Origin of the sequence: Cohnella sp. GCM10020058, from assembly GCF_042683485.1 — a bacterium.
In the GTDB taxonomy this organism is placed as follows: domain Bacteria; phylum Bacillota; class Bacilli; order Paenibacillales; family Paenibacillaceae; genus Cohnella.
This window is the reverse complement of the sequence record NZ_JBHUJV010000004.1, coordinates 170343-188943: the sequence shown is the minus strand read 5'-3', so window position 1 is coordinate 188943 and position 18601 is coordinate 170343. Positions and strand designations below refer to the sequence as shown.

Here is an 18601-nt window from a genome sequence, read left to right as displayed (position 1 = left end):
CGTACTATCGCTTGGACAGGAAAGTCTTATATGCCTGCTGCACCGCTTCCGCCATCTGCTCGGGCGTTCTCGCGCCGGACATGACGCTTTGAATTTCGGTATTGATGACTTCGACGATCGAGGCATCGAACCACAGGTCGAAGATTTTCGTCGCATCCGCCGCCGCACTCGCTTCATAAGCGGCAAGGGCAATCGGGTGAAGCTTCGCCGAATCGAATTGTCCGGGGTCAAAAGCAGGGAACCCGCCCACCTCCGCCATTAGCTTGGCGCTCTGCGAGCCCGTCATGTATTCCAGCAGCGTCATTATCGCATCCAGCTTCGGACCTGGCTTAATCTTCGCATTGATACTGTAATAGACGCCGGCGCCTCCGGAGGAAGCAAGCGGATTTCCCTTGCCGCCCGGAGCAGCCGGGAACACGGCTACCTTTGTTGCGTTCTTCACGTTGTCCGGCGCATTGTTGACGACGTTCATCGCCGACCAGATCCCGCTGACGAACGCGGCCGAGCGTCCTTCAAAATAATAAGAGACCATTGTATCGCCATCGACGGAGTTCATATCCTTGTTGAGGTAACCTGCCTTTGACAGATCCGACATCGTCGAGATCGCCTGAATGAAGCCCGCGTCGGTAAAGGCAGCCCCGTTGCCGGCCAGGATCGATTCCGTCCATGCGGGACCGTTGTACCGGTCGGTCAAGGCGCTGATCCAGCTCGATAGCGCATAGCCTTTTCCCTTGTCGCCATAAGAAAATAGATTGATTCCCTTGGCTGCAAGCTTGCTGCCGGCGTCCATCACTTCATTCCAGTCCTTCGGGAAATGGTCATAGCCGATGTCGGCGAACAGGTCTGCATTATAGTAAATCAAGTGCGTCGGCCCCGATGCGATCGGAATGCCGTACACGCTGCCGTCGCGCGTGCCGGCATCCAGCGTTCCTGGCCGGTAGCCATCCCGCCATTCGGGCCGCTTATCCAGCTCCTCGTTCAAAGGCAGCACGATGCCGTTCGCCACGAAATTCGTCATCCAGGAACCGGGTACGATGAACACGTCCGGCATATCGTCGGCAGCTGCCAGCGCCTGCGCCTTGATGGAGTAGTCTTCGTTTTGCAGCTGCTCCTCCACGATCTCCACTTCGGGATGATCCTTCTTGAAGCGTTCCACCCCGTCCAGCACGGCGGTGTCCTCCGGACTTTTGCCGATATTCGACGTTTGATATCGATGCATCAGCTTGATCGATACGGCGCCGTCCGCCGTTTTCGATGAATTTGAAGTCTCCGCTTTATTTGAACATCCGTTCATCAGCATTGCGCACGTTACACTGACGCCAAGCACAGCCTGCCATTTTTTCATTTTCTCCGCTCCCCTTATCTGTTGTCTGTTGCAAGCCTTGCACAATTTGGCATCCAAAATTGGATACAATCGTGCGCAAAAAAAATTTAGCGCTGAAAAATATCCGTCAAATTCATTACGCTGCCCGTCTTCACCGTAAAATCAAGCGATCGCTCGATTTGCAGCAGGTGCTCCGTCATAATTCGGGAAGCGAGTTCCCCATCCTGGAGCACGATCGCCTCCACCAATTGCTCATGATCGCGGCAGAAGGTTTCGCTTGAACCGTACAACGCGATGATGACTGCCGTAAGCGAGATCAGCTCCTCCAAAAAGGTGTAGTAGTAGCTGTTCTGAGCGAGCTCCGCCAGCTTCAGGTGAAAATCGACCGTCACATCGAGCGCCCCGATGACATCTCCGTCATGGCTCGCCCGGTGCTCCTCCTGCAGCAACCGCTGCAGCTCATCGATTTGCGCCTCGGAAGCCACCGCACATACTTTCCTCACCATGGAAGATTCAATGACACGCCTCATCTCGAATACCGACCGCGCATCCTCAACGCTTGGACAAGATACAAATGCGCCGCGGTAAGGAATGACCGTCAGCAGCTTTTCCATGGCCAATCTCCGGAGCACGTTGCGAATGGGCGTCCGGCTTACCTGGAAGGCATCGGCCAATGAATCCTCGATCAACTGCATGTTGGGCAACAGCTTATGCTGCGTGATCGCCAACTTGATCTCCTTGTAGATTTCATGCTCCTTTTTTTTGCTCACCGCGGCCCTCCCTTTCATTATCACCTTTATACGGCAGCAATCATGTTAGATATACTGACATTCTAGATGCGGCGGCGGGTCCGGTCAATGCAGGTGGCGGATTTTCGTCAGCGCGCACATATAGGCATTGTCGGAAGCGCCAGCCCGACCGGCGTGGGGAGCGCTATTCTCTCGGCGGCGCCTTAAGGCCTCGCCCCGCATATTTTGTCAAAATTTAAGCGCCTTCCGCGAAAAACGATGGTACCATGAATAGTTAGTACTACCGGGTCGGCGTGCATTCCGGCACAATGGACGTAACAAAGAATGCGCCAGCCCGAAAGGAGCGTACACGACATGACGATGCGCAAAGTCAAAATATACGGTATCGGCAAATACTTGCCCGGACGCCCGGTTACAGATGCAGAGATGGACGATCGGCTGGGCGTCGCCCGCGGATGGACGCGCAAGACGACAGACGTCGCCGTCCGGTACTTCGCGGAGGGAGAGACCGCGTCGGAGATGGGCGCGAAGGCTGCCTATGCGGCGCTGGACGATGCAGGGCTGCGCTTTTCCGATATCGACTGCCTCGTCTGTGCCAGCGGCACGCGCGAGCAGGCGCTCCCTTGCACCGCCGTCTATATTCAGCAGGCAATGGGTCAGGAGCGATCCGGCGTACCCGCCTTCGACATTGACGCCACCTGCCTCAGCTTCCTCAACGCGCTGGACGTCATGTCGTGCATGATCGCGGCGGGCCGCTACCGCCGCGCGCTCATCGTGTCGACGGAGATCGCGTCGCTCGGGCTGGACTGGCGGCACAAGGAGAGCGCCGCTCTGTTCGGCGACGGCGCGGCCGCCGTCGTCCTGGGTCCCGCCGGAGAAGGGGAGCGATCCGCCATCGTGGGCGCATCCCTGCGGACATACGCGGACGGCGCCGCCTTCTCGGAGATCCGCGCCGGCGGCTCGCGGCGCCATCCGCGCGGGCTGCGGCCTGCGGAGCCGGAAGACTATCTGTTCCGCATGGACGGTCCCGCGATCTTCAAGATGGCGGCGCGCCTGCTGCCCGACTTCGCGGACGATCTGCTGCGCGCGACCGGCTCGCGCATGTCCGACTTCAAAGCTGTCGTGCCCCATCAGGGCAGCGCGATGGCCGTGCGCCTGCTGCGCAAGAAGCTGGGCATCGCGGAGTCGCAGCTCGTCTATATCACGCCCGACCATGGCAACACGATCGCGGCCTCGATCCCGATGGGCCTGCACGAGGCGATCCGCGCGGGACGGATCGTCCGGGGAGACCGGGTGCTGATGATCGGGACGGCCGCGGGACTGACGCTCGGAGGGCTTGTGCTTGATTACTGAGCCGCGGTCCGGGAACGAGGCCGAGAAAAGCGAAGGCTTGCCCGGCAGGGAGCAAACGGCTGCCAGCGTGACTGGCGGCAGTTTGGCAGGCGACAGCTTCGCGGGCTACAGCTCGGAGGACGACAGTTCGAGCGGCGGTAAACGCATCCTGCTCACCGGCGGCAGAGCGCCCGCTACGCTGGAGCTCGCCCGGCTGCTCCGGGCGGCCGGACATACGGTGTTCGCGGCAGAGAGCGCGCCCTATCATCTCTGCCGGGCGTCCCGCGCAGTGGAGCGCAGCTTCCCCGTACCGGCACCTGCGTTCGACCCGGCAGGCTTCGCGGCGTCGCTGGCTCGAATCGCGGACGAGTGCCGCATCGACGCCATTATCCCGACGTGCGAAGAGATCTTCCACGTCTCGCGGGAGCTGGACCGGTTCGCGGGCCGCTGCGAGGTGCTCGCCGCGCCGCTGGACGAGCTCGACAGGTTGCATCATAAAGGCGCGTTTATCCGGCTGGCGGAGGAAGCGGGTCTCCCCGCGCCGCCGACGGCGATCTTCGAGTCGCCGGACGGCTGGCTGCCGCTGCTGGCGGACGACGCGTTCGCGCACGGACTCGTGCTGAAGCCCGCGTATTCGCGCTTCGCTGCGCGCGTCATCGCGGTCGAGCCGCGCGAGGGGCGCTTATCCCCTTCGGTCAGGGAGGCGGTCCGCCGCAAGCTGGACGAAGCCGGCGGCGTATCGCCGCGCCGCCCCTGGATCGCGCAGAAGCTGCTGCGCGGCGTGGAATGGTGCACGTACGGCATTGCGCACGACGGCGTGCTCGCCGCGTTCGCCGCGTATCGCAGCCGCTTCCGGGCCGGGCGGGGCGCCAGCATTCACTTCGCGGCCGAAGCGCAGCCGGCGCTGGCGGATTGGGTCGCGCGATTCGTCCGCCACGCGCGCTTCACGGGACAGATCGCGTTCGACTTCATGGCGGAGCCGGACGGCGCGGTCTATCCGCTCGAATGCAATCCGCGCGCCACGAGCGGCATCCATCTGTTCCGCCCGGGGGACGGGCTGGCGGAGGCGCTTCTTGCGCCGGCGGGGCTCGCAGCGAGCGGGGCGATAGCGACGCCCGGGCCCGGCGCGGGCGCCATGCTGTCTCCCGCGATGCTGACGTACGGGCTCGCACAGGCCGTCCGCGAACGCAGGATGCGCGAGTGGCTGCGCGCCTTCGCCGGCAGCCGCGACGCGGTGTACCGGCGCGGGGACCCCGCCCCCGCGGCCGAGCAGCTGCGGCTGTTCGCCTGGCTCAGACGGACTGCGGTCCGGCATGGCCTGACGCTCCAGGAAGCGTCGACAATCGATATCGAATGGAATGGTGAACGATGACCAGAGCGTTAATCACCGGCGCGACCGGCTCCCTCGGACGGGCAACCGCGCTGCGTCTCGCGGAGGCGGGTTGGACCGTGACAGGCATCGGGCGCAATGCCGAAGCCGGCCGGCGGCTTGCGGCTTCCGGCATCGCGTTCCGCCGAATCGATATCGGCACGCAGCCGGAAGAGACCGCCGAGGCATGCGCGGGCCAGGATTATGTCATTCACTGCGCGGCGCTGTCTTCCCCGTGGGGCCGCTATCGGGACTTCGAGGCGGCGAACGTCGCCGGCACCGCCCATGTCTCGGCCGGCTGCCTCCGACACGGCGTCCGAAGGCTCGTGCACGTCTCGACGCCGAGCGTTTACTTCGATTACAGCGATCGGCTGAGCGTGAAGGAAAATGCCGCACTGCCCAAGCGACCCGTCAACGCCTATGCGGCGACCAAGTTGATCGCGGAGCAAGTCGTGCAGGGCGCGGCGGGTCAGGGACTGGACGCGGTCATCCTGCGCCCGCGAGCCATCTTCGGGCCGGAGGACGGCTCGCTGTTCCCCCGGCTGATGCGGGTCAACGAACGACGCGGCATTCCGCTCATCGGCGGCGGGCAGGCGCTGCTCGACCTGACCTACGCGGACAACGTCGTGGACGCCCTGAAGGCGGCCTGTCTCGCGCCATCATCGGCAGCCGGACAGGTCTTCAACATCTCGAACGGCGAGCCGGTCCGCCTGATCGACCTGCTGCGGCGCCTGTTCGAGCTCCTGCAGCAGCCGCTCCGCACGCGCGAGATCCCGCTGCGCACGGCGCTGGCCGCGGGCTCCTTGATGGAGCGCGCTTACCGGATCATGCCGTTTCTCGGAGCGGAGCCGCCCTTCACGCGTTATACCGTCGGCCTGCTCGCTTACAGCCAGACGCTCGACATCTCGGCGGCGCGCCGGGCGCTCGGCTATGCGCCGCGCGTGAGCATCGACGACGGGCTGCAGCGTTTCGCCGCCTGGTGGAGGGAGAGCCGATGAGCGCATTCACAGAGATCGTGCCGGTAGAAATGAAGCTAATGGCGGCGGGCTATTGCGTGCACCCCGAGTTCGTGACGATCCGGGGCGGCTCGCTGCGCACGGCGGCGTATCCGGCCGGCTTTGCGCTGATCCGCCATCCCGTCCAAGGCTGGATCTTGTTCGATACCGGCTATTCCGCCCGCTTCGAAGCGCTGACGCAGCGGCTTCCATACGCGTTATACCGCCGGCTCACGCCCGTCCGCTACCGGGAGGAAGATGCCGCAGTCCGTCAACTCGAACGCCTCGGCATTCGCGCGGACGAGATCGGCACCGTGATCCTGTCGCACTTCCACGCGGACCACATCGCCGGCGCGCGGGACTTCCCGCGCGCACGGTTCCTGTATCCCGAAGACGCCTATGCGCCGCTGCGCCGCCTCGGACCGGTGCGGTCTACGCGCGCGGGCTTCCTCCCGGGCCTGCTGCCGGACGAATTTGCAGACACGGCGGCGCCTATCGAGCGGACCGCCCCATGGATGCCGCTGCCCGGTCCTTCGCCGATAGGCGGCGGCCGGGACCTGCTGGGCGACGGCAGCCTGATCGCCGTCAGCCTCCCGGGGCATGCCGCCGGCCAGATCGGCCTGCTGCTCCATGCTGCCGATTGGCAGCCGCCCACCCCCGCTGACGCAAATGCTGCCCCAGCCGCCCCAGGACGTGCGGTCGCGACGGACTTTCCCGCCGCGCCTCCGCCGCTTCCCGCTGCCCCGCCCCGCGCGGGGATTCCGACGCGCTATCTGCTGTGCGCCGACGCCGCCTGGTCGAGCCGGGCGCTGCGCGAGAACCGCCCGCCGCATCCTGCCGCCGGCATCGTCATGGACGACCGGCGGGCTTACCGCGACAGCTTCGAGCTGCTGCGAAGCTGGCAGGCCGCAGATCCGGCGCTCGTCATCGTGCCGAGCCATTGCCGCGAATTTTTTCCCATCGATGACCTGGAGGTGCCTAAGCGATGAAAAGAGCCGCCAGCTTCATCCGCCACTACCTGCTCGCCCGGCGCGGCGCCCGCCGCTGGCAGGACCGGGCCGCGTTCGACAGTTGGCGCGAGGCGCGCGTACTGCGCCATATTGCCCGCGTGCGCCGCAAATCGCCATTTTACCGCGAGCTGTGGGCGGGCATCGCCGATGCGGATTGGCGCGCTTTTCCCGAGATCGACAAGTCCGCCATGATGGCCGGCTTCGACCGGCTCAACACCGTCGGCATCGCCAAATCCGAGGCGTTCGCCGTTGCGGAGGCGGCGGAGCGGTCGCGCGACTTCTCGCCTGCGCTGCGCGGCATCACGGTCGGCCTGTCGTCGGGCACCTCAGGCAATCGCGGTCTGTTCCTCGTGAGCCCCGAGGAGCAGGCGGCCTGGGCCGGAACGGTGCTCGGCAAGCTGCTGCCGGTCTCGCCGCTCAGCCGCTTCAAGATCGCCTTTTTTCTGCGCGCGAACAGCAACCTGTACGCATCCGTCGGAGGCCGGAGGCTAAAGTTCGGGTTCTATGACCTGCTCGATCCGATCGACGCGCATCTCCGGCGCCTAATGGCAGCGCAGCCGGATCTGATCGCCGCGCCGCCGTCCATGCTGCGCATGCTGGCAGACGCGGTCCAATCAGGCAGCCTCGAGGGCGTCCGCCCCCGCCGGATCGTCGCCGCCGCCGAGGTGCTCGACCCGCTGGACCGCGCCGCGATCGAACGGGCCTTCGGTCAGCCCTTACATCAGGTATATCAATGCACCGAGGGCTTTCTCGGCTGCACCTGCGCGCACGGCACGCTGCACCTGAACGAGGATCTCGTCTATATCGAAAAGGACTACGTTCCTGGCAAATCGCGCACGTTCGTGCCGATCGTCACCGACTTCTCGCGCCGGACGCAGCCGATCGTGCGCTACCGGCTGAACGATCTACTCGTGGAACGCACGGCGCCTTGCCCCTGCGGTTCGCCCTTTACCGCGATCGAGCGGATCGAGGGGCGGTGCGACGATATTTTCTACGCCTCGGCCTTGCAGCCGGGCGCAGCGACCGTCCCCGTCTACCCGGACTTCGTGACGCGGGCGATCATGGGCGCATCAGTCGAGATCGAGCAGTACCGGGCCGTACAGACGGCGCCGGATCGCTGGACGATCGAATTCGACCTGCGGAACGGAGAACTGCGCCAAACTGCCGAGTCGCGCATCCGACAGGCGGTCGAAGCCCTGTGCGAGCGGCTCTCCTGCGTGGCCCCCGAGCTCTCTTTTACGTCCTATGCACGCACGCCCGGTGACCGCAAACTACGCCGCGTCGAACGGAGGTACGCACCGTGAGCCTATCGGTCGTTTTTTACGACAGCACGAATATCGAATATTGTCCCTGGCCGGACACGACATACGGGCTGTATGCGAAAAGCTATCTGATCCCCGTCATGAAGGAGCGCAGCGAAGCGTTCGTCGGCAATGTGCATACGCGCCTCCTCGTCATGAGCGTCGACGGCATCCCCGTGCCCGTCACCGTCAACGATGCGGAGTACGCCAACTCCTATGTGTGCTCGCCCTACACGCACTACGTGAGCTATGCGAAGCAGGAGCTCTCGCTGCTCCGCAATCGCGCGCTCATCGCCGCCTTGTCCGCGGTGCTGACCGGGATCGGCGGCCTGCTCAAGGCATCGCGGTTCAACCGCGTCGTGCACGTCAACAACTGGCTGCTGTCGACCAACCTGTATCCCGCGCTGTCGGACGAGCAGTGGTCGGCGGCGCTGGACGGCTTGATCCGCGCGTTTCCCGGCCACGCCATCGCCTTCCGCTCCCTCAACGCGTCGCTGAACCCGCGCGAAATGGACCTGCTTCGCGGACGTCGATGCCGCTTCGTCCCCAGCCGGCAAATCTACCTGCTGCGAACCGGCGACTCCGACTTCGGGAACGCCAAAGCCCGCTGGCTGCTGAAGCGGGACCGGTCGCTGGCGGATCGTCACGGCTATGTCGAAGTCGGCCCCACTGAGATGACGTCGGCGGACCTCCCGCGCATTGCGGAACTGTACAAGCTGCTGTATCTGGACAAATATTCGCTGCACAATCCGCAGTTCACGTCGCGTTTCTACGAGCAGGCGCTTGCCGAAGGCACGCTCGAGCTTCACGGCTACCGCGACGGCGCCACCGGCAGACTCGAAGCGATACTCGGATTTTACGCGCGGGAGGGCGCTATGACGACGCCTCTGTTCGGGTACGACACCTCACGACCGCAGGAACACGGCCTCTATCGGATGCTATCGGTCCTCCTGATCGGCATCGCCCGCGAACGAGGACTGCTGCTGCACGAGAGCTCGGGCGCGGCGCAGTTCAAGCGCAATCGCGGCGCGGTTGCCGACATCGAGTACACGGCGCTGTACGACCGGCACTTGCCCGCATGGCGGAGAGGCAGCTGGTCCGCACTCGAAGGGCTGCTCGGGAAGATCGGCGTACCGCTGATGCAAAAATACAAACTGTAGTCGGGTCCGGAGGAACGAGGAATGGCGATGCATGGGAAGGTTGAGAAAACGGCGTTGGTAACGGGCGCGTCCAGCGGCTTCGGCTTGCTCATCGCCATCGAGCTGGCCAAGCGCGGCTACCGGGTCGTCGCCGCGATGCGGGACCCCGTGAAGCAGGCGGCGCTCATGCAGCAAGCGGAGCTAGCCGGATCGGCCGGACGCATCGAGGTCGTCAGGCTTGACGTGACCGATGAGGCGGCAATTGAAACCGCCGTGGCGGGTATGCTGCGGAGCTACGGGCGGATCGACGCGCTGGTGAACAACGCCGGCATGGCGGTCGGCGGCTTCGTCGAAGAGGTGCCGATGGCCGCGTGGCGGGCGCAGATGGAGACGAACTTCCTCGGCCTGGTGGCGATGACGCGCGCCGTCCTGCCGGCGATGCGGGCGCAGGGCCACGGCACGATCATTCAGATGGGCAGCGTGAGCGGGCTGTGGGGAATCCCCGGGTTCGGCGCTTATGCTGCCTCCAAGTTTGCGGTCGAAGGCTTCAGCGAGAGCCTGCGCCACGAGGTCGCGCCATTTGGCATCCGCGTCGCCCTCGTCGAGCCCGGCGCGTACCGCACGGCGATCTGGGCCAAGGGCTTCGCGGAGATGCATGCGCGGCCGGACTCGCCCTATGCCGGCGCGCTCGACGCTGTGCTCCGCATCGCCAGGCGCACAGCCGAGACGGCGCCGGACCCGCGCGAGGTTGCCGAGCTCGTGGGGCGCCTGGCCGACAAGCGCCGCATCTCGCGGCTGCGCTACCCGATCGGCCGCGGCGCGCGCCTGCTGCCGCTGGCCGGCAGGCTGCTGCCATGGCAGGCGATCGAGGCCGTGACGAGACGCCTGATGCGCAAGGGGTGCTAGCCATTTTACGGGGCGGAATGCATACTTGTACCATTCTATCGCCAGCTCGCAAAACCAGAGACGCCCCGTCGTCGCAATACCTGCAAAAATACATCTTTTCCTCTCCTGCTGGCCCATTTTAGAAGGAATAGATGCAAATGTGCATCTTTTTCCTTAAATCAAACAGACTACCGTGGCATGCTTCAGATTTACCTGCATATCTACATTTATTTCTGTTAACGTCGCTATTCGGCAGAAAATAAATGTAAAAATGCAGGTATCCTACCCGCACACCCATCGCAGAAACGCCAGCCCTCCGACCACATACGCTTACCTGCTCACAAATCGGGTTCGTGCCATTATCCTTTCTAATCTGCCAAAAAAGCCGGCGCTCGCAGCGGAACTTCCGCTGCGAACGCCGGCTTTTTCCTATATTCGATTAAACCTCCGCCGTCGCAGTCTCCGCCTTGACCGTCTCGGACGCGAGCACGGGATGCGGCTTCTTGAGTTTGGCGACGAACAGGCTGAGCGGCAGCGCCGCGAGCGCGACGAACGTCGCGATCAGGTACACGTCGTTGACGCTCATCGTGAACGCCATCATCTCGATATGCTCGCGGTTCTGGTCGCCCGCCATCGCCAGGTCGGTGCCGTGGTCGATGGAGCGCGAGGCGAGAAGGGTCGTGAAAATCGCGATCGCGAAGGAGCCGAAGACGTTCCGCGTCCAGTTCGAGATGGAGGAAGCGTGGCCCGAATTTTCCCGGGAGATCTCGTCCATGGCCGCGTTGCTCGACGGCATAACGACGAAGGCGATGCCCAGGTTCCGCACGATCATCCACCAGATGACGTAGGTGTGCGAGACATCGATGCTGAGCCAGCTAAGCGCGAGCGTGCCGACAGTCAGCAGAACGATGCCGATGGACATCAGGACGCGCGGGCCGACGACGTTGTACAACTTCCCGACGATCGGCATCATGAGCGCCATCGCGAGCGAAGCCGGGAGCAGGATCAGGCCCGTGTCCATCGCGGACACGTGCTGGATGCGCTGCAGGAAAACCGGCGTCAACAGCGTGCCGGAGTACAGGCTGATCGTGATGATGTTCGCGATGATCGTGTTGAGCGTAAAGCGGCCGTTTTTGAATACGCGCAGGTTGAGCAGCGGCGACTCCGCCGTCAACTCGCGCAGGATGAACAGCGCCAGCACGACCAATCCGAGCAGGAGCAAGCCGAGAACCTTCCACGATCCCCAGCCCCAGCTGTGGCCCTGGCCGAGCGCCAGCAGCAGCGACGTGCTGCTGACCACGACGGTGATGAAGCCGAGGCCGTCGAACGACTTGGGCACGCTAAGCCGGTAATACGGAATGTACAGGTATACGAGCAAAATAGCGATGAGGCCGATCGGCAGGTTCATGATGAACAGCCATTGCCAATCGAAGTTCTGCAGCAGCCAGCCGCTGATCGTCGGCCCGAACGCCGGCGCCAGCATCGCGGACAAGCCCCAGAAGGCGATGGCCATCGGTTGTTTGCCGCGCGGGATAATTTGATAGATAATGGACATGGTAGCCGGGATGATCAGGCCGCTGAAAGAGCCTTGGAGCACCCGGAACAGGATCAGCGAAGCCTCGCTCCATGCGGCCGCGCACAGCGCGGAGGCTGCGGTAAAGCCGATGAGGGAGAACAGGTACAGCCGTTTGTAGCTGAACCGCTCGCCCAGGTAGCCGACGATCGGGGCGGTCGTGCCCATAGCCAGCATGAAGCCCGTCAGCGTCCATTGGACCGAGCTCAGCGTAGTGTGAAAGTGGTCCTTGAGCGGCTCAAGCGCGAGATTGATCGTCGCCGAAGCCAGGACGCACAAGAAGGAACCGATAAAAATGGACAACATAACCGGCCAAAAACGAACCTCCGGCGTCTTCTTTTCCGTATTCATAATAGCTCTCTCCATCTCCCAGCTTTATATGTCTATATTTACATATAGGAAAACGCCATAATATTACTACTCTTCCTCGTCTGTGTCAAAGCAATTTTGCTGATAAAGGAGCAACGATTTGAACACCCTCTCCTACGGTCTGCTGAGCTTGCTCGCGCAATCTTCTTTTTCCGGCTACGATCTGATGCTGCGGATCCAGCCGTTCTGGCCTGCCAAGCACAGTCAGATCTATCCGCTGCTCGCCAAGCTCGAGCAGGACGACTACATTCGCTTCGAGCTGGTCTCGCAGCGCGACAAACCCGACAAGAAAGTGTATTCCCTGACCGGCAAAGGCCAGGAAGCGCTCAAGGACTGGTTCGACCAGCCGACGGCCGAGCCCGCGCTCCGCGACGAGATGATGCTGAAGGTGTTCTGCATGTCTTATGCCAAGCCCGAGTCCGCCCGGAAAATGCTTGCCGACCGTCTTGCCTACCATGAGGAGCAGCGGCAGAAGTACGAGAGCAAGCTGGTTGAGCTGAAGGGACGGGCCGACTGGCCGGAAGCCGGCTTGCCCGAGCCTTCGCATCCGCTGTTCGGCGCCTACCTGCTCACGCGCAAGGCAATTATGTCGAACGAAACCAACACGGAGTGGTGCAGGTGGGTGCTGAGCCTGCTGCCGAAAGGCGATTGAGGACGTCCTGACGTCCTCGCACCCGCCCCATCCGACACATCGCCTCTACTACAGGAGGCGTTTGCCATAGCAACCGCCGCATCCGGCCCATCGCCTCCACTACGAGAGGCGTTTGCCATCGCACCGGCCCAATCCGGCCCATCGCCTCCACTACGAGAGGCGTTTGCCATCGCACCGGCCCAATCCGGCCCATCGCCTCTACTACGAGAGGCGTTTGCCGTAGCAACCGCCGCATCGGGCCCATCGCCTCCTCTACGAGAGGCGTTCGCCATCGCACCGGCCCGATCCGGCCCATCGCCTGCTCCACGAGAGGCGCTTGCCATCGCATCGGCCCGATCCGGCCCATCGCCTGCTCCACGAGAGGCGTTCGCCATCGCACCGGTCCGATCCGGCCCATCGCCTCCACTACGAGAGGCGTTTGCCATCGCACCGGCCCAATCCGGCCCATCGCCTCCTCTGCGAGAGGCGTTTGCCGTAGCAACCGCCCCATCCGACACATCGCCTCCACTACGAGAGGCGTTCGCCATCGCACCGGCCCGATCCGGCCCATCGCCTTCTCTACGAGAGGCGTTGCCCCTCGCACCCGCCTCTTGCGCTCCATCCAGCCCCCGATTCTCGCTGCGCCCTACAGATCCACCTCGACCATCGATTGCGCCATCGTCGGATTGTCGGTGATAATGCCGTCGATCTGGAACTTCAGCACTTCCTTCAGCGCCCGCCTGTCGTTGACCGTCCACACCCATACCTCGCGACCGCCTGCATGCGCCTGATTCACGAGCTGCTTGGTCAGCATGATCTGCTCGACCGTGTAGAAGTCGACGTCCAGCGCGGACAGGTTGCCGAGCGCGAAGTACAGGATCCGTCCGATCTTGATGTCGGGATCCAGCTCCCGAATATACCGCAGCGCGTTTCCGTCGAACGACTGGACGTAGGCGTCCTGCTCCATCCCGGTCTCTCGGATCAGCCGGACGACTTCCTCGGCCAGCGGCTCGCCCGCGCCGTACGGCTTGAGGTCGACGATCAGCTTGATGCGCCCCTGCGCCTCGGACAGCACTTCGCCAAGCGTCGGGATTCGCACCGTTTCCCCATTCTCGTCCTCCCCGAGGTCCAGGCTCCCGAGCTGCGCGTAGGTAAGGTCGGATATGCGCGCGTTCTTGCCGGTCATCCGGAGCAGATTCGCATCATGGAACAGCACCACGACCCCGTCCTTGGTCAACTGCACGTCCAGCTCCGCCGCCGTCATGCCCTTGTCGATCGCCGAGAGGATCGATTGCAGCGAGTTCTCCGGGCTGCCGGTCGTGTCGCCGCGGTGCGCCGCGATCAGTACGCTCCACTTGGCATAGACGAGACTGCCGTTCGCCCGCAAACCGATAAATAACGACAGGCTCACATAGACGACCGCCACGGACACGAACAACAGGCGTCTTTTTCGAAGACCCTTCAAATAACGCCCGACGCGGCCTTCCAGCCGCCCGAGTCTGCTGCGATATATAGCCAAGTGATCCTGCGGCTTTACGCCATGGGAACGGCCGAAGTTGTAAAACAGCCGCGTCAACAGGATGATATTGACCGGCAGGAGCAGCAAGGCGAACATGTAGGTCAAAATAGTCGACAACGTCAGCGAGTAATGACGGGAAAAGATCGTCAGCACGTTGATGTTCAACCAGGAGGGCAGGTAGGACAGCGACGAGATGGCGGCCGAGCCCGCCGCGAAGACGGTCGCGTTAAACAGGAACAGCGACAGGAAGAGCTGTGTCCGCCTGCCCCGCGTCAACGCCTGGCTGCTGCGTATCGCCTGGGTCGTCGTCTTGCCCTCCAGCACGATGAAATGCAGTGCGAATATCCACCGCAGCAGCGCGTACAACGCACCGACGATAAGAACTGCATACACGAACGTCATCGTGAACGATGCGTCGACCACCTCGCGGTTCAGGAAGACAGGAACGTTGAACAGCGCGTAAAACGAAGCCGACAGCGGCGAGTCGATGAACGGAATCAGCACAAGCAGCATGAACAGCAGCTGAAAAATACCGAAGCCGAGCAGCCGCGGCGTCTGTCGGATCGTCGTTTTTACCGCATCCGCGATGGCAATGTTTTTGCCGAAATAATGCTGCTGCACGAGGACGATCAGTACGATCAGCTCAATCAGTACGGCTAGAGACGCGACCATGCCGATCAGCGCGAGACCCAGCACGCCATTGTAGCTCAGCCCAAGCCGGTAGACATCCCCGTTGAGCAGGGAGCCGGAGCCGACGACCGTCAGAATCCGGTTGAACATGTACGTAATGACGGGTACGACGATGAAGCTCGTGGCGAGCATATACAAATATTCGAAAAGCAGAAGCTTCGGATAGGTGGCGCGAAAATCGCGGAAGGCTCTGCCGAGCAGTCTGAACATATCGATTCATCCCAGTTCTATAAGTAAGTATGAAGGCCTGTGAAGCAAGGGTCTTCTAATCATACCATCCCCGTAAAGTACCCCGGGCGCGATTCTCCCCCAGCCTTGGAACGCCGGACTAGGCATACGCATACCTTATCCTATGTTCAAACAGACGGAGGTATCGCCATGAGCTCAACGTACGCCACCGGCGGCGCTTCGACGCCGCTCTACCAATGCGCATCCCATGTCCATGAAGCGCTGAAGTCCGTGAAGGACCACATGCACGGGCTTTGCGCCCAGCACGCCGGCAAGCTGGCCCGAGTCGAGACGCTCGAAGGCGACGTGTTCGAAGGACACCTCATGCACTGCGACAGAGGCATCCTGTACATGAGCATTCCCGATAGCCGCGCCTTCTTCCCAGGGCCGCAGGTTCCGTTCGGAAACCCCGGCTTCGTGCTGCCGCTCGTGCTGTTTAACCTGCTGACCATCTCGCTGCTCTAATCGCGGCAGCCAGCCTCATTAATGACGAGGAGTGAGAAATAATGGCCTTTATGCCACCGATCGGACCGCAAGGCACGCAGCAGGCGCCTACCGCGCCGCCGCCGCAATCTCCGCCGCCAAGACCGCTCACCGCGTCGGCCCTGGCCGTCGATCCGGGCGCCATCCGCGGCTGCTTGTTCCGCAACACGTACATCTGGCCCCGCAACGGCCAAGGCTTCTGGTTCTATCCGACGTTCGTCGGCCGGACCTCGGTGTCTGGCTTTCGGTGGAACGGCTTCTTCTGGATGTATTCCGGGATCAGCCTGGACCGGATCGAATCGTTTACGTGTTTCTGAGTGTTAAATGCAAAAAAAGAGGCGGGCGCCGGATACCGGGGCCCGCTTCGTTATGAGAAGCAGCTGCTCGAGCGACAGGTTCGCTCCGAATTCCGGACCGTCGATCAGCTTCTGCCGAATAATGGGCGGCGCCTTGAGACCGAGATCGCCGTACAGAATCTCCCCGCCCCGGCCGCCTTTGTCGCCCCAAGCATAGATGCCCTTGGCGAACGGCTGCAGGATGGATACCGTGCAGTCCCCCACCGTCTCGACGATCTTGAACTTGACGCGTTCAATCTTACGATTCCACTCGTCGATCCAGGTTTGGGCCTTGTCTTCCCGGCCCGTGAAGTCGCCGAATTTCTTCAGCAGCTCCGCCGGCCTATCCGCGCCGTAGGCGAGCCGCACGACCGGAGCGATCTCGACCAGCTTGTCGTATTGGGAAGCCTCCAGGTAATCTGCGTCAGATAACGGATCGGGCTAAGGCCGGTCCTGCGGCGGAACTGTCGTAACGATCATTGCCGCGCTACTTCATCCTGCAACCGTCATTTGAAAAGCACGAAGCGGGCATCGCCAGGGCCATGCCCGCTTCGTTTTTAAGGTTGAATCTCGTCCGCTCCCCACTCGAACGCCCAAGGGCCGCGCAGAACTGCTTTCGGGTCCGAAAAGGTGAGGCTAACCGTTTTGGCGCCTGGCTTGACGTTCACCTCCATGTATTCGTACGCGCCGGTACGCTCGCTCATCTTGGCCATGTAATTTCCCTCGGCATTCAAAGCATAGAGCATGCGGTCAGGTCGTTCCTCTGTGTGGAGATCCGTGTAGATTCGCAGCCTGCCAGACGCGATGAACTCGGTCTTCGTAATCGTGACCGTGTACCCCGCAATCTTGAATGTCTTGTTCAACGTTTCATTCGTATCGGTTGGAAGCTTCACGGTCGCCTCGTCCCTATAAGTCACGCTGATCTCGGGAATACGCAACGTATACGCAGCTCCCGAGCGTTCTTCCAGCGGAAAATAAAGTTCGCTCTGCGGAGCGCTCATGCCGGAAACGAACGATAATTCGAGCGGCTTCCCCTTCTCGTCGTTCACGAGGAGACGTTCGTTCGAAACGTATCGTATAGGCGTCTCCATGCCGTAGCTATCGATCCAAAAGGACTCCTGCGGGGGCGATACCAGCGAGACCCTCGCCTTGCCGTCTACGAGATCGGCGATCGCAGTTACGGAGAGCCCGTTTACCGTAGCAGTCTTGCCCAGCTCCTCGTAACTGGCGACAGCGCTCGCTTGCTCCATGCGCGCCTCCACTTCTATAGCCGGATGCAGCGGCAGCCGCAGCTTGATCGCGCCCTTGAGGTCGAGCTTGCCTCTATACCAGAACGATGCCGTCCATTCATCCGGTGCCCAGACGCCTTGGGAACGTTGGATGACATACGCTTGACCCCGCTCATTCGTGAGCCCGACCTGATCGAATTGCGGCGCCCGTTCTCCCGCCATCGTAATATACGTCATTTCCTGATCGGACAGGATGCCCGTAATCGTGATTTTCCCCTTGCCAACGTCCAGCACGATCGGCTTCTTCAGCACGTACCGCTCGGACGGCGCCTCCTCCTCCGTCACGATCCCCGTGCCCGGCGAGAATTGAAACGTCTTGCGCAGCGCAGCCCATACCCTGTCGTGATTGACGATGCCCGCCGACAGGACGAGCAACGCCAGCAAGGCCGCGGCGATCGCCAGCGCGCGTTTGCGACGGCGCCCCTCCGGACGCTGCCGTTCCAGCGCCGCCGCCGCGATCCCCGCACGGCTCCGCTCGCGAAGCTCGTCCGGGAGGGGGATCGTCTCCATCAACCTTTTCAAATCATCGGTAGGCATCCTGCCCCTCCTCTCCCGCTCGCTGCTTCAGCCTCGCAAGCGCGCGGTACAGCATCGTTTTCGTTGTTCCAAGCGGCAGCTCCAACACCTCGGACACTTCGCGGATTGTTAGGTCGTAATAATATCGGAGCAAAACCACTTGCTTCTCGTTCAAGTCCAGTACCTCGAGCAACGCTTGAAGCGAGAGCGCCAGCGGAATATCGGTCTCAGCCTCCACAACCAGCTTCGCCTCGTATGCCGGGTCCCACGGCGAGACGTTTCTTCGCCTGCGATAGATATCCGTGGCGCAGCGAATCGCGATTTTCATCAGCCAGGTTTTGAAAAATGGCGGCTCCTTTAATCGGTTGATCGCCTTATAAGAGCGGTAGGCGGTCTCTTGCACGGCGTCCAGCGCATCCTCGGGATTGCCCAGATACACGAATGCCGCACGGTACAGATCGCCCTCGTACTGTCCGAACAGCTCCGCATACGCCTCGCTGTCGCCTTTTTGCGCTCGTTTGAGTAACTCCAGAATCTCCATCACCCGCTTCGCCATTGCTACAGCTTCTATACATTAGACGCGCGGCCGGCCGATTTGGCTTTAATCATCCCATCCATCCCTACCGCGTTGCGCCACTCGTCATAATAGCTGTTAAAAGGCATCTATCTTCACACAAAACGCTCGACGCCCAAAAAATAATTGCTCAAACGTATCTCATTCGTTTAAATCGATCAATATTCAATCGTTCTGCGTTAATTAACTGCCTTTTAACAATTAACTGGCGCGGATCCTCGCGATACGCGTAAATAAATGCTCTTTAACACTTATCGCACCTCTCCGCCACGCTCGCCGAAGATTCGTTA

General features: G+C 62.1%; 16 protein-coding genes and 1 pseudogene. 10 read left to right on the top strand and 7 right to left on the bottom strand.

The window, feature by feature from the left end:
• Positions 1 to 4: 4 nt before the first annotated feature.
• Positions 5 to 1345 carry an extracellular solute-binding protein gene (locus ACFSR7_RS07160; protein WP_378160026.1) on the bottom strand — a complete coding sequence of 447 codons (1341 nt, stop codon included), beginning with the start codon at positions 1343 to 1345 and terminating at the stop codon, positions 5 to 7.
• 86 nt (positions 1346 to 1431) lie between these two features.
• Positions 1432 to 2094, bottom strand: coding sequence for a GntR family transcriptional regulator (locus ACFSR7_RS07155; RefSeq protein ID WP_282911840.1), 663 nt, complete (start codon positions 2092 to 2094; stop codon positions 1432 to 1434).
• A gap of 333 nt (positions 2095 to 2427) precedes the next feature.
• Here ACFSR7_RS07155 and ACFSR7_RS07150 point away from each other — a divergent pair, with 333 nt between their 5' ends.
• From ACFSR7_RS07150 to ACFSR7_RS07120, 7 genes are read left to right on the top strand one after another with little or no spacing between them, the layout of a single operon-like run.
• A complete protein-coding gene (locus ACFSR7_RS07150) occupies positions 2428 to 3426 on the top strand; it encodes a beta-ketoacyl-ACP synthase III (RefSeq protein WP_378160024.1) in 999 nt (332 codons plus the stop codon).
• The gene (locus tag ACFSR7_RS07145; RefSeq protein WP_378160022.1) at positions 3416 to 4777 is read left to right on the top strand and encodes an ATP-grasp domain-containing protein; all 1362 of its coding nucleotides are present in this window, start codon (positions 3416 to 3418) and stop codon (positions 4775 to 4777) included. Before ACFSR7_RS07150 ends, ACFSR7_RS07145 begins: the two co-directional genes overlap by 11 nt.
• Positions 4774 to 5772: an NAD-dependent epimerase/dehydratase family protein gene (locus ACFSR7_RS07140; protein ID WP_378160020.1), complete on the top strand. Its 999-nt coding sequence runs from the start codon at positions 4774 to 4776 to the stop codon at positions 5770 to 5772. Before ACFSR7_RS07145 ends, ACFSR7_RS07140 begins: the two co-directional genes overlap by 4 nt.
• Positions 5769 to 6758: an MBL fold metallo-hydrolase gene (locus tag ACFSR7_RS07135; protein ID WP_378160019.1), complete on the top strand. Its 990-nt coding sequence runs from the start codon at positions 5769 to 5771 to the stop codon at positions 6756 to 6758. Before ACFSR7_RS07140 ends, ACFSR7_RS07135 begins: the two co-directional genes overlap by 4 nt.
• Positions 6755 to 8083, top strand: a complete 1329-nt coding sequence (locus tag ACFSR7_RS07130) for a F390 synthetase-related protein (RefSeq protein WP_378160017.1) — start codon at positions 6755 to 6757, stop codon at positions 8081 to 8083. The genes ACFSR7_RS07135 and ACFSR7_RS07130 overlap by 4 nt, the downstream gene beginning before the upstream one ends.
• Positions 8080 to 9240: a GNAT family N-acetyltransferase gene (locus ACFSR7_RS07125; RefSeq protein ID WP_378160015.1), complete on the top strand. Its 1161-nt coding sequence runs from the start codon at positions 8080 to 8082 to the stop codon at positions 9238 to 9240. Before ACFSR7_RS07130 ends, ACFSR7_RS07125 begins: the two co-directional genes overlap by 4 nt.
• Before the next feature lie 21 nt (positions 9241 to 9261).
• Positions 9262 to 10125 (top strand): SDR family oxidoreductase, encoded by an 864-nt coding sequence (locus ACFSR7_RS07120; protein WP_378160013.1) that lies wholly within the window; start codon positions 9262 to 9264, stop codon positions 10123 to 10125.
• Between the two features lie 418 nt (positions 10126 to 10543).
• Here the strand turns inward: ACFSR7_RS07120 and ACFSR7_RS07115 are convergent, their stop codons facing one another.
• Positions 10544 to 12028 carry a DHA2 family efflux MFS transporter permease subunit gene (locus ACFSR7_RS07115; protein ID WP_378160011.1) on the bottom strand — a complete coding sequence of 495 codons (1485 nt, stop codon included), beginning with the start codon at positions 12026 to 12028 and terminating at the stop codon, positions 10544 to 10546.
• A gap of 118 nt (positions 12029 to 12146) precedes the next feature.
• On the opposite strand from ACFSR7_RS07115, the gene ACFSR7_RS07110 reads away from it, so the two are divergent.
• Positions 12147 to 12698 carry a PadR family transcriptional regulator gene (locus ACFSR7_RS07110; RefSeq protein ID WP_378160009.1) on the top strand — a complete coding sequence of 184 codons (552 nt, stop codon included), beginning with the start codon at positions 12147 to 12149 and terminating at the stop codon, positions 12696 to 12698.
• Between the two features lie 625 nt (positions 12699 to 13323).
• Here ACFSR7_RS07110 and ACFSR7_RS07105 read toward each other — a convergent pair.
• Positions 13324 to 15096, bottom strand: coding sequence for a glycerophosphoryl diester phosphodiesterase membrane domain-containing protein (locus tag ACFSR7_RS07105; RefSeq protein WP_378160008.1), 1773 nt, complete (start codon positions 15094 to 15096; stop codon positions 13324 to 13326).
• A gap of 168 nt (positions 15097 to 15264) precedes the next feature.
• Here ACFSR7_RS07105 and ACFSR7_RS07100 point away from each other — a divergent pair, with 168 nt between their 5' ends.
• Both ACFSR7_RS07100 and ACFSR7_RS07095 read left to right on the top strand, forming a co-directional pair.
• The gene (locus tag ACFSR7_RS07100) at positions 15265 to 15579 is read left to right on the top strand and encodes a hypothetical protein (RefSeq protein WP_378160007.1); all 315 of its coding nucleotides are present in this window, start codon (positions 15265 to 15267) and stop codon (positions 15577 to 15579) included.
• A 41-nt stretch (positions 15580 to 15620) separates the two neighbouring features.
• On the top strand, positions 15621 to 15914 hold the full coding sequence (locus tag ACFSR7_RS07095; protein WP_378117036.1) for a transporter: 294 nt from the start codon (positions 15621 to 15623) through the stop codon (positions 15912 to 15914).
• A gap of 3 nt (positions 15915 to 15917) precedes the next feature.
• Here ACFSR7_RS07095 and ACFSR7_RS07090 read toward each other — a convergent pair.
• The 3 genes and pseudogenes from ACFSR7_RS07090 to ACFSR7_RS07080 all read right to left on the bottom strand — a co-directional run.
• Positions 15918 to 16349, bottom strand: a pseudogene (locus tag ACFSR7_RS07090) (ABC transporter substrate-binding protein); the annotation flags it as partial.
• Positions 16350 to 16489: 140 nt separating this feature from the next.
• Positions 16490 to 17758, bottom strand: a complete 1269-nt coding sequence (locus tag ACFSR7_RS07085) for a hypothetical protein (protein ID WP_378160005.1) — start codon at positions 17756 to 17758, stop codon at positions 16490 to 16492.
• Entirely contained in the window at positions 17745 to 18293 is a 549-nt protein-coding gene (locus ACFSR7_RS07080) for a sigma-70 family RNA polymerase sigma factor (RefSeq protein ID WP_378160004.1), read from the bottom strand. Before ACFSR7_RS07080 ends, ACFSR7_RS07085 begins: the two co-directional genes overlap by 14 nt.
• Between the last annotated feature and the right edge of the window lie 308 nt (positions 18294 to 18601).

Excerpts from the sequence above, each read along its gene's own strand:
- ACFSR7_RS07150 (WP_378160024.1), top strand. The coding sequence starts at position 2,428 with ATGACGATGCGCAAAGTCAAAATATACGGTATCGGCAAATACTTGCCC.
- ACFSR7_RS07130 (WP_378160017.1), top strand. The coding sequence starts at position 6,755 with ATGAAAAGAGCCGCCAGCTTCATCCGCCACTACCTGCTCGCCCGGCGC.
- ACFSR7_RS07080 (WP_378160004.1), bottom strand. The coding sequence starts at position 18,293 with ATGGCGAAGCGGGTGATGGAGATTCTGGAGTTACTCAAACGAGCGCAA.
- ACFSR7_RS07105 (WP_378160008.1), bottom strand. The coding sequence starts at position 15,096 with ATGTTCAGACTGCTCGGCAGAGCCTTCCGCGATTTTCGCGCCACCTAT.
- ACFSR7_RS07095 (WP_378117036.1), top strand. The coding sequence starts at position 15,621 with ATGGCCTTTATGCCACCGATCGGACCGCAAGGCACGCAGCAGGCGCCT.
- ACFSR7_RS07085 (WP_378160005.1), bottom strand. The coding sequence starts at position 17,758 with ATGCCTACCGATGATTTGAAAAGGTTGATGGAGACGATCCCCCTCCCG.
- ACFSR7_RS07140 (WP_378160020.1), top strand. The coding sequence starts at position 4,774 with ATGACCAGAGCGTTAATCACCGGCGCGACCGGCTCCCTCGGACGGGCA.
- ACFSR7_RS07135 (WP_378160019.1), top strand. The coding sequence starts at position 5,769 with ATGAGCGCATTCACAGAGATCGTGCCGGTAGAAATGAAGCTAATGGCG.
- ACFSR7_RS07115 (WP_378160011.1), bottom strand. The coding sequence starts at position 12,028 with ATGAATACGGAAAAGAAGACGCCGGAGGTTCGTTTTTGGCCGGTTATG.
- ACFSR7_RS07160 (WP_378160026.1), bottom strand. The coding sequence starts at position 1,345 with ATGAAAAAATGGCAGGCTGTGCTTGGCGTCAGTGTAACGTGCGCAATG.
- ACFSR7_RS07100 (WP_378160007.1), top strand. The coding sequence starts at position 15,265 with ATGAGCTCAACGTACGCCACCGGCGGCGCTTCGACGCCGCTCTACCAA.
- ACFSR7_RS07120 (WP_378160013.1), top strand. The coding sequence starts at position 9,262 with ATGGCGATGCATGGGAAGGTTGAGAAAACGGCGTTGGTAACGGGCGCG.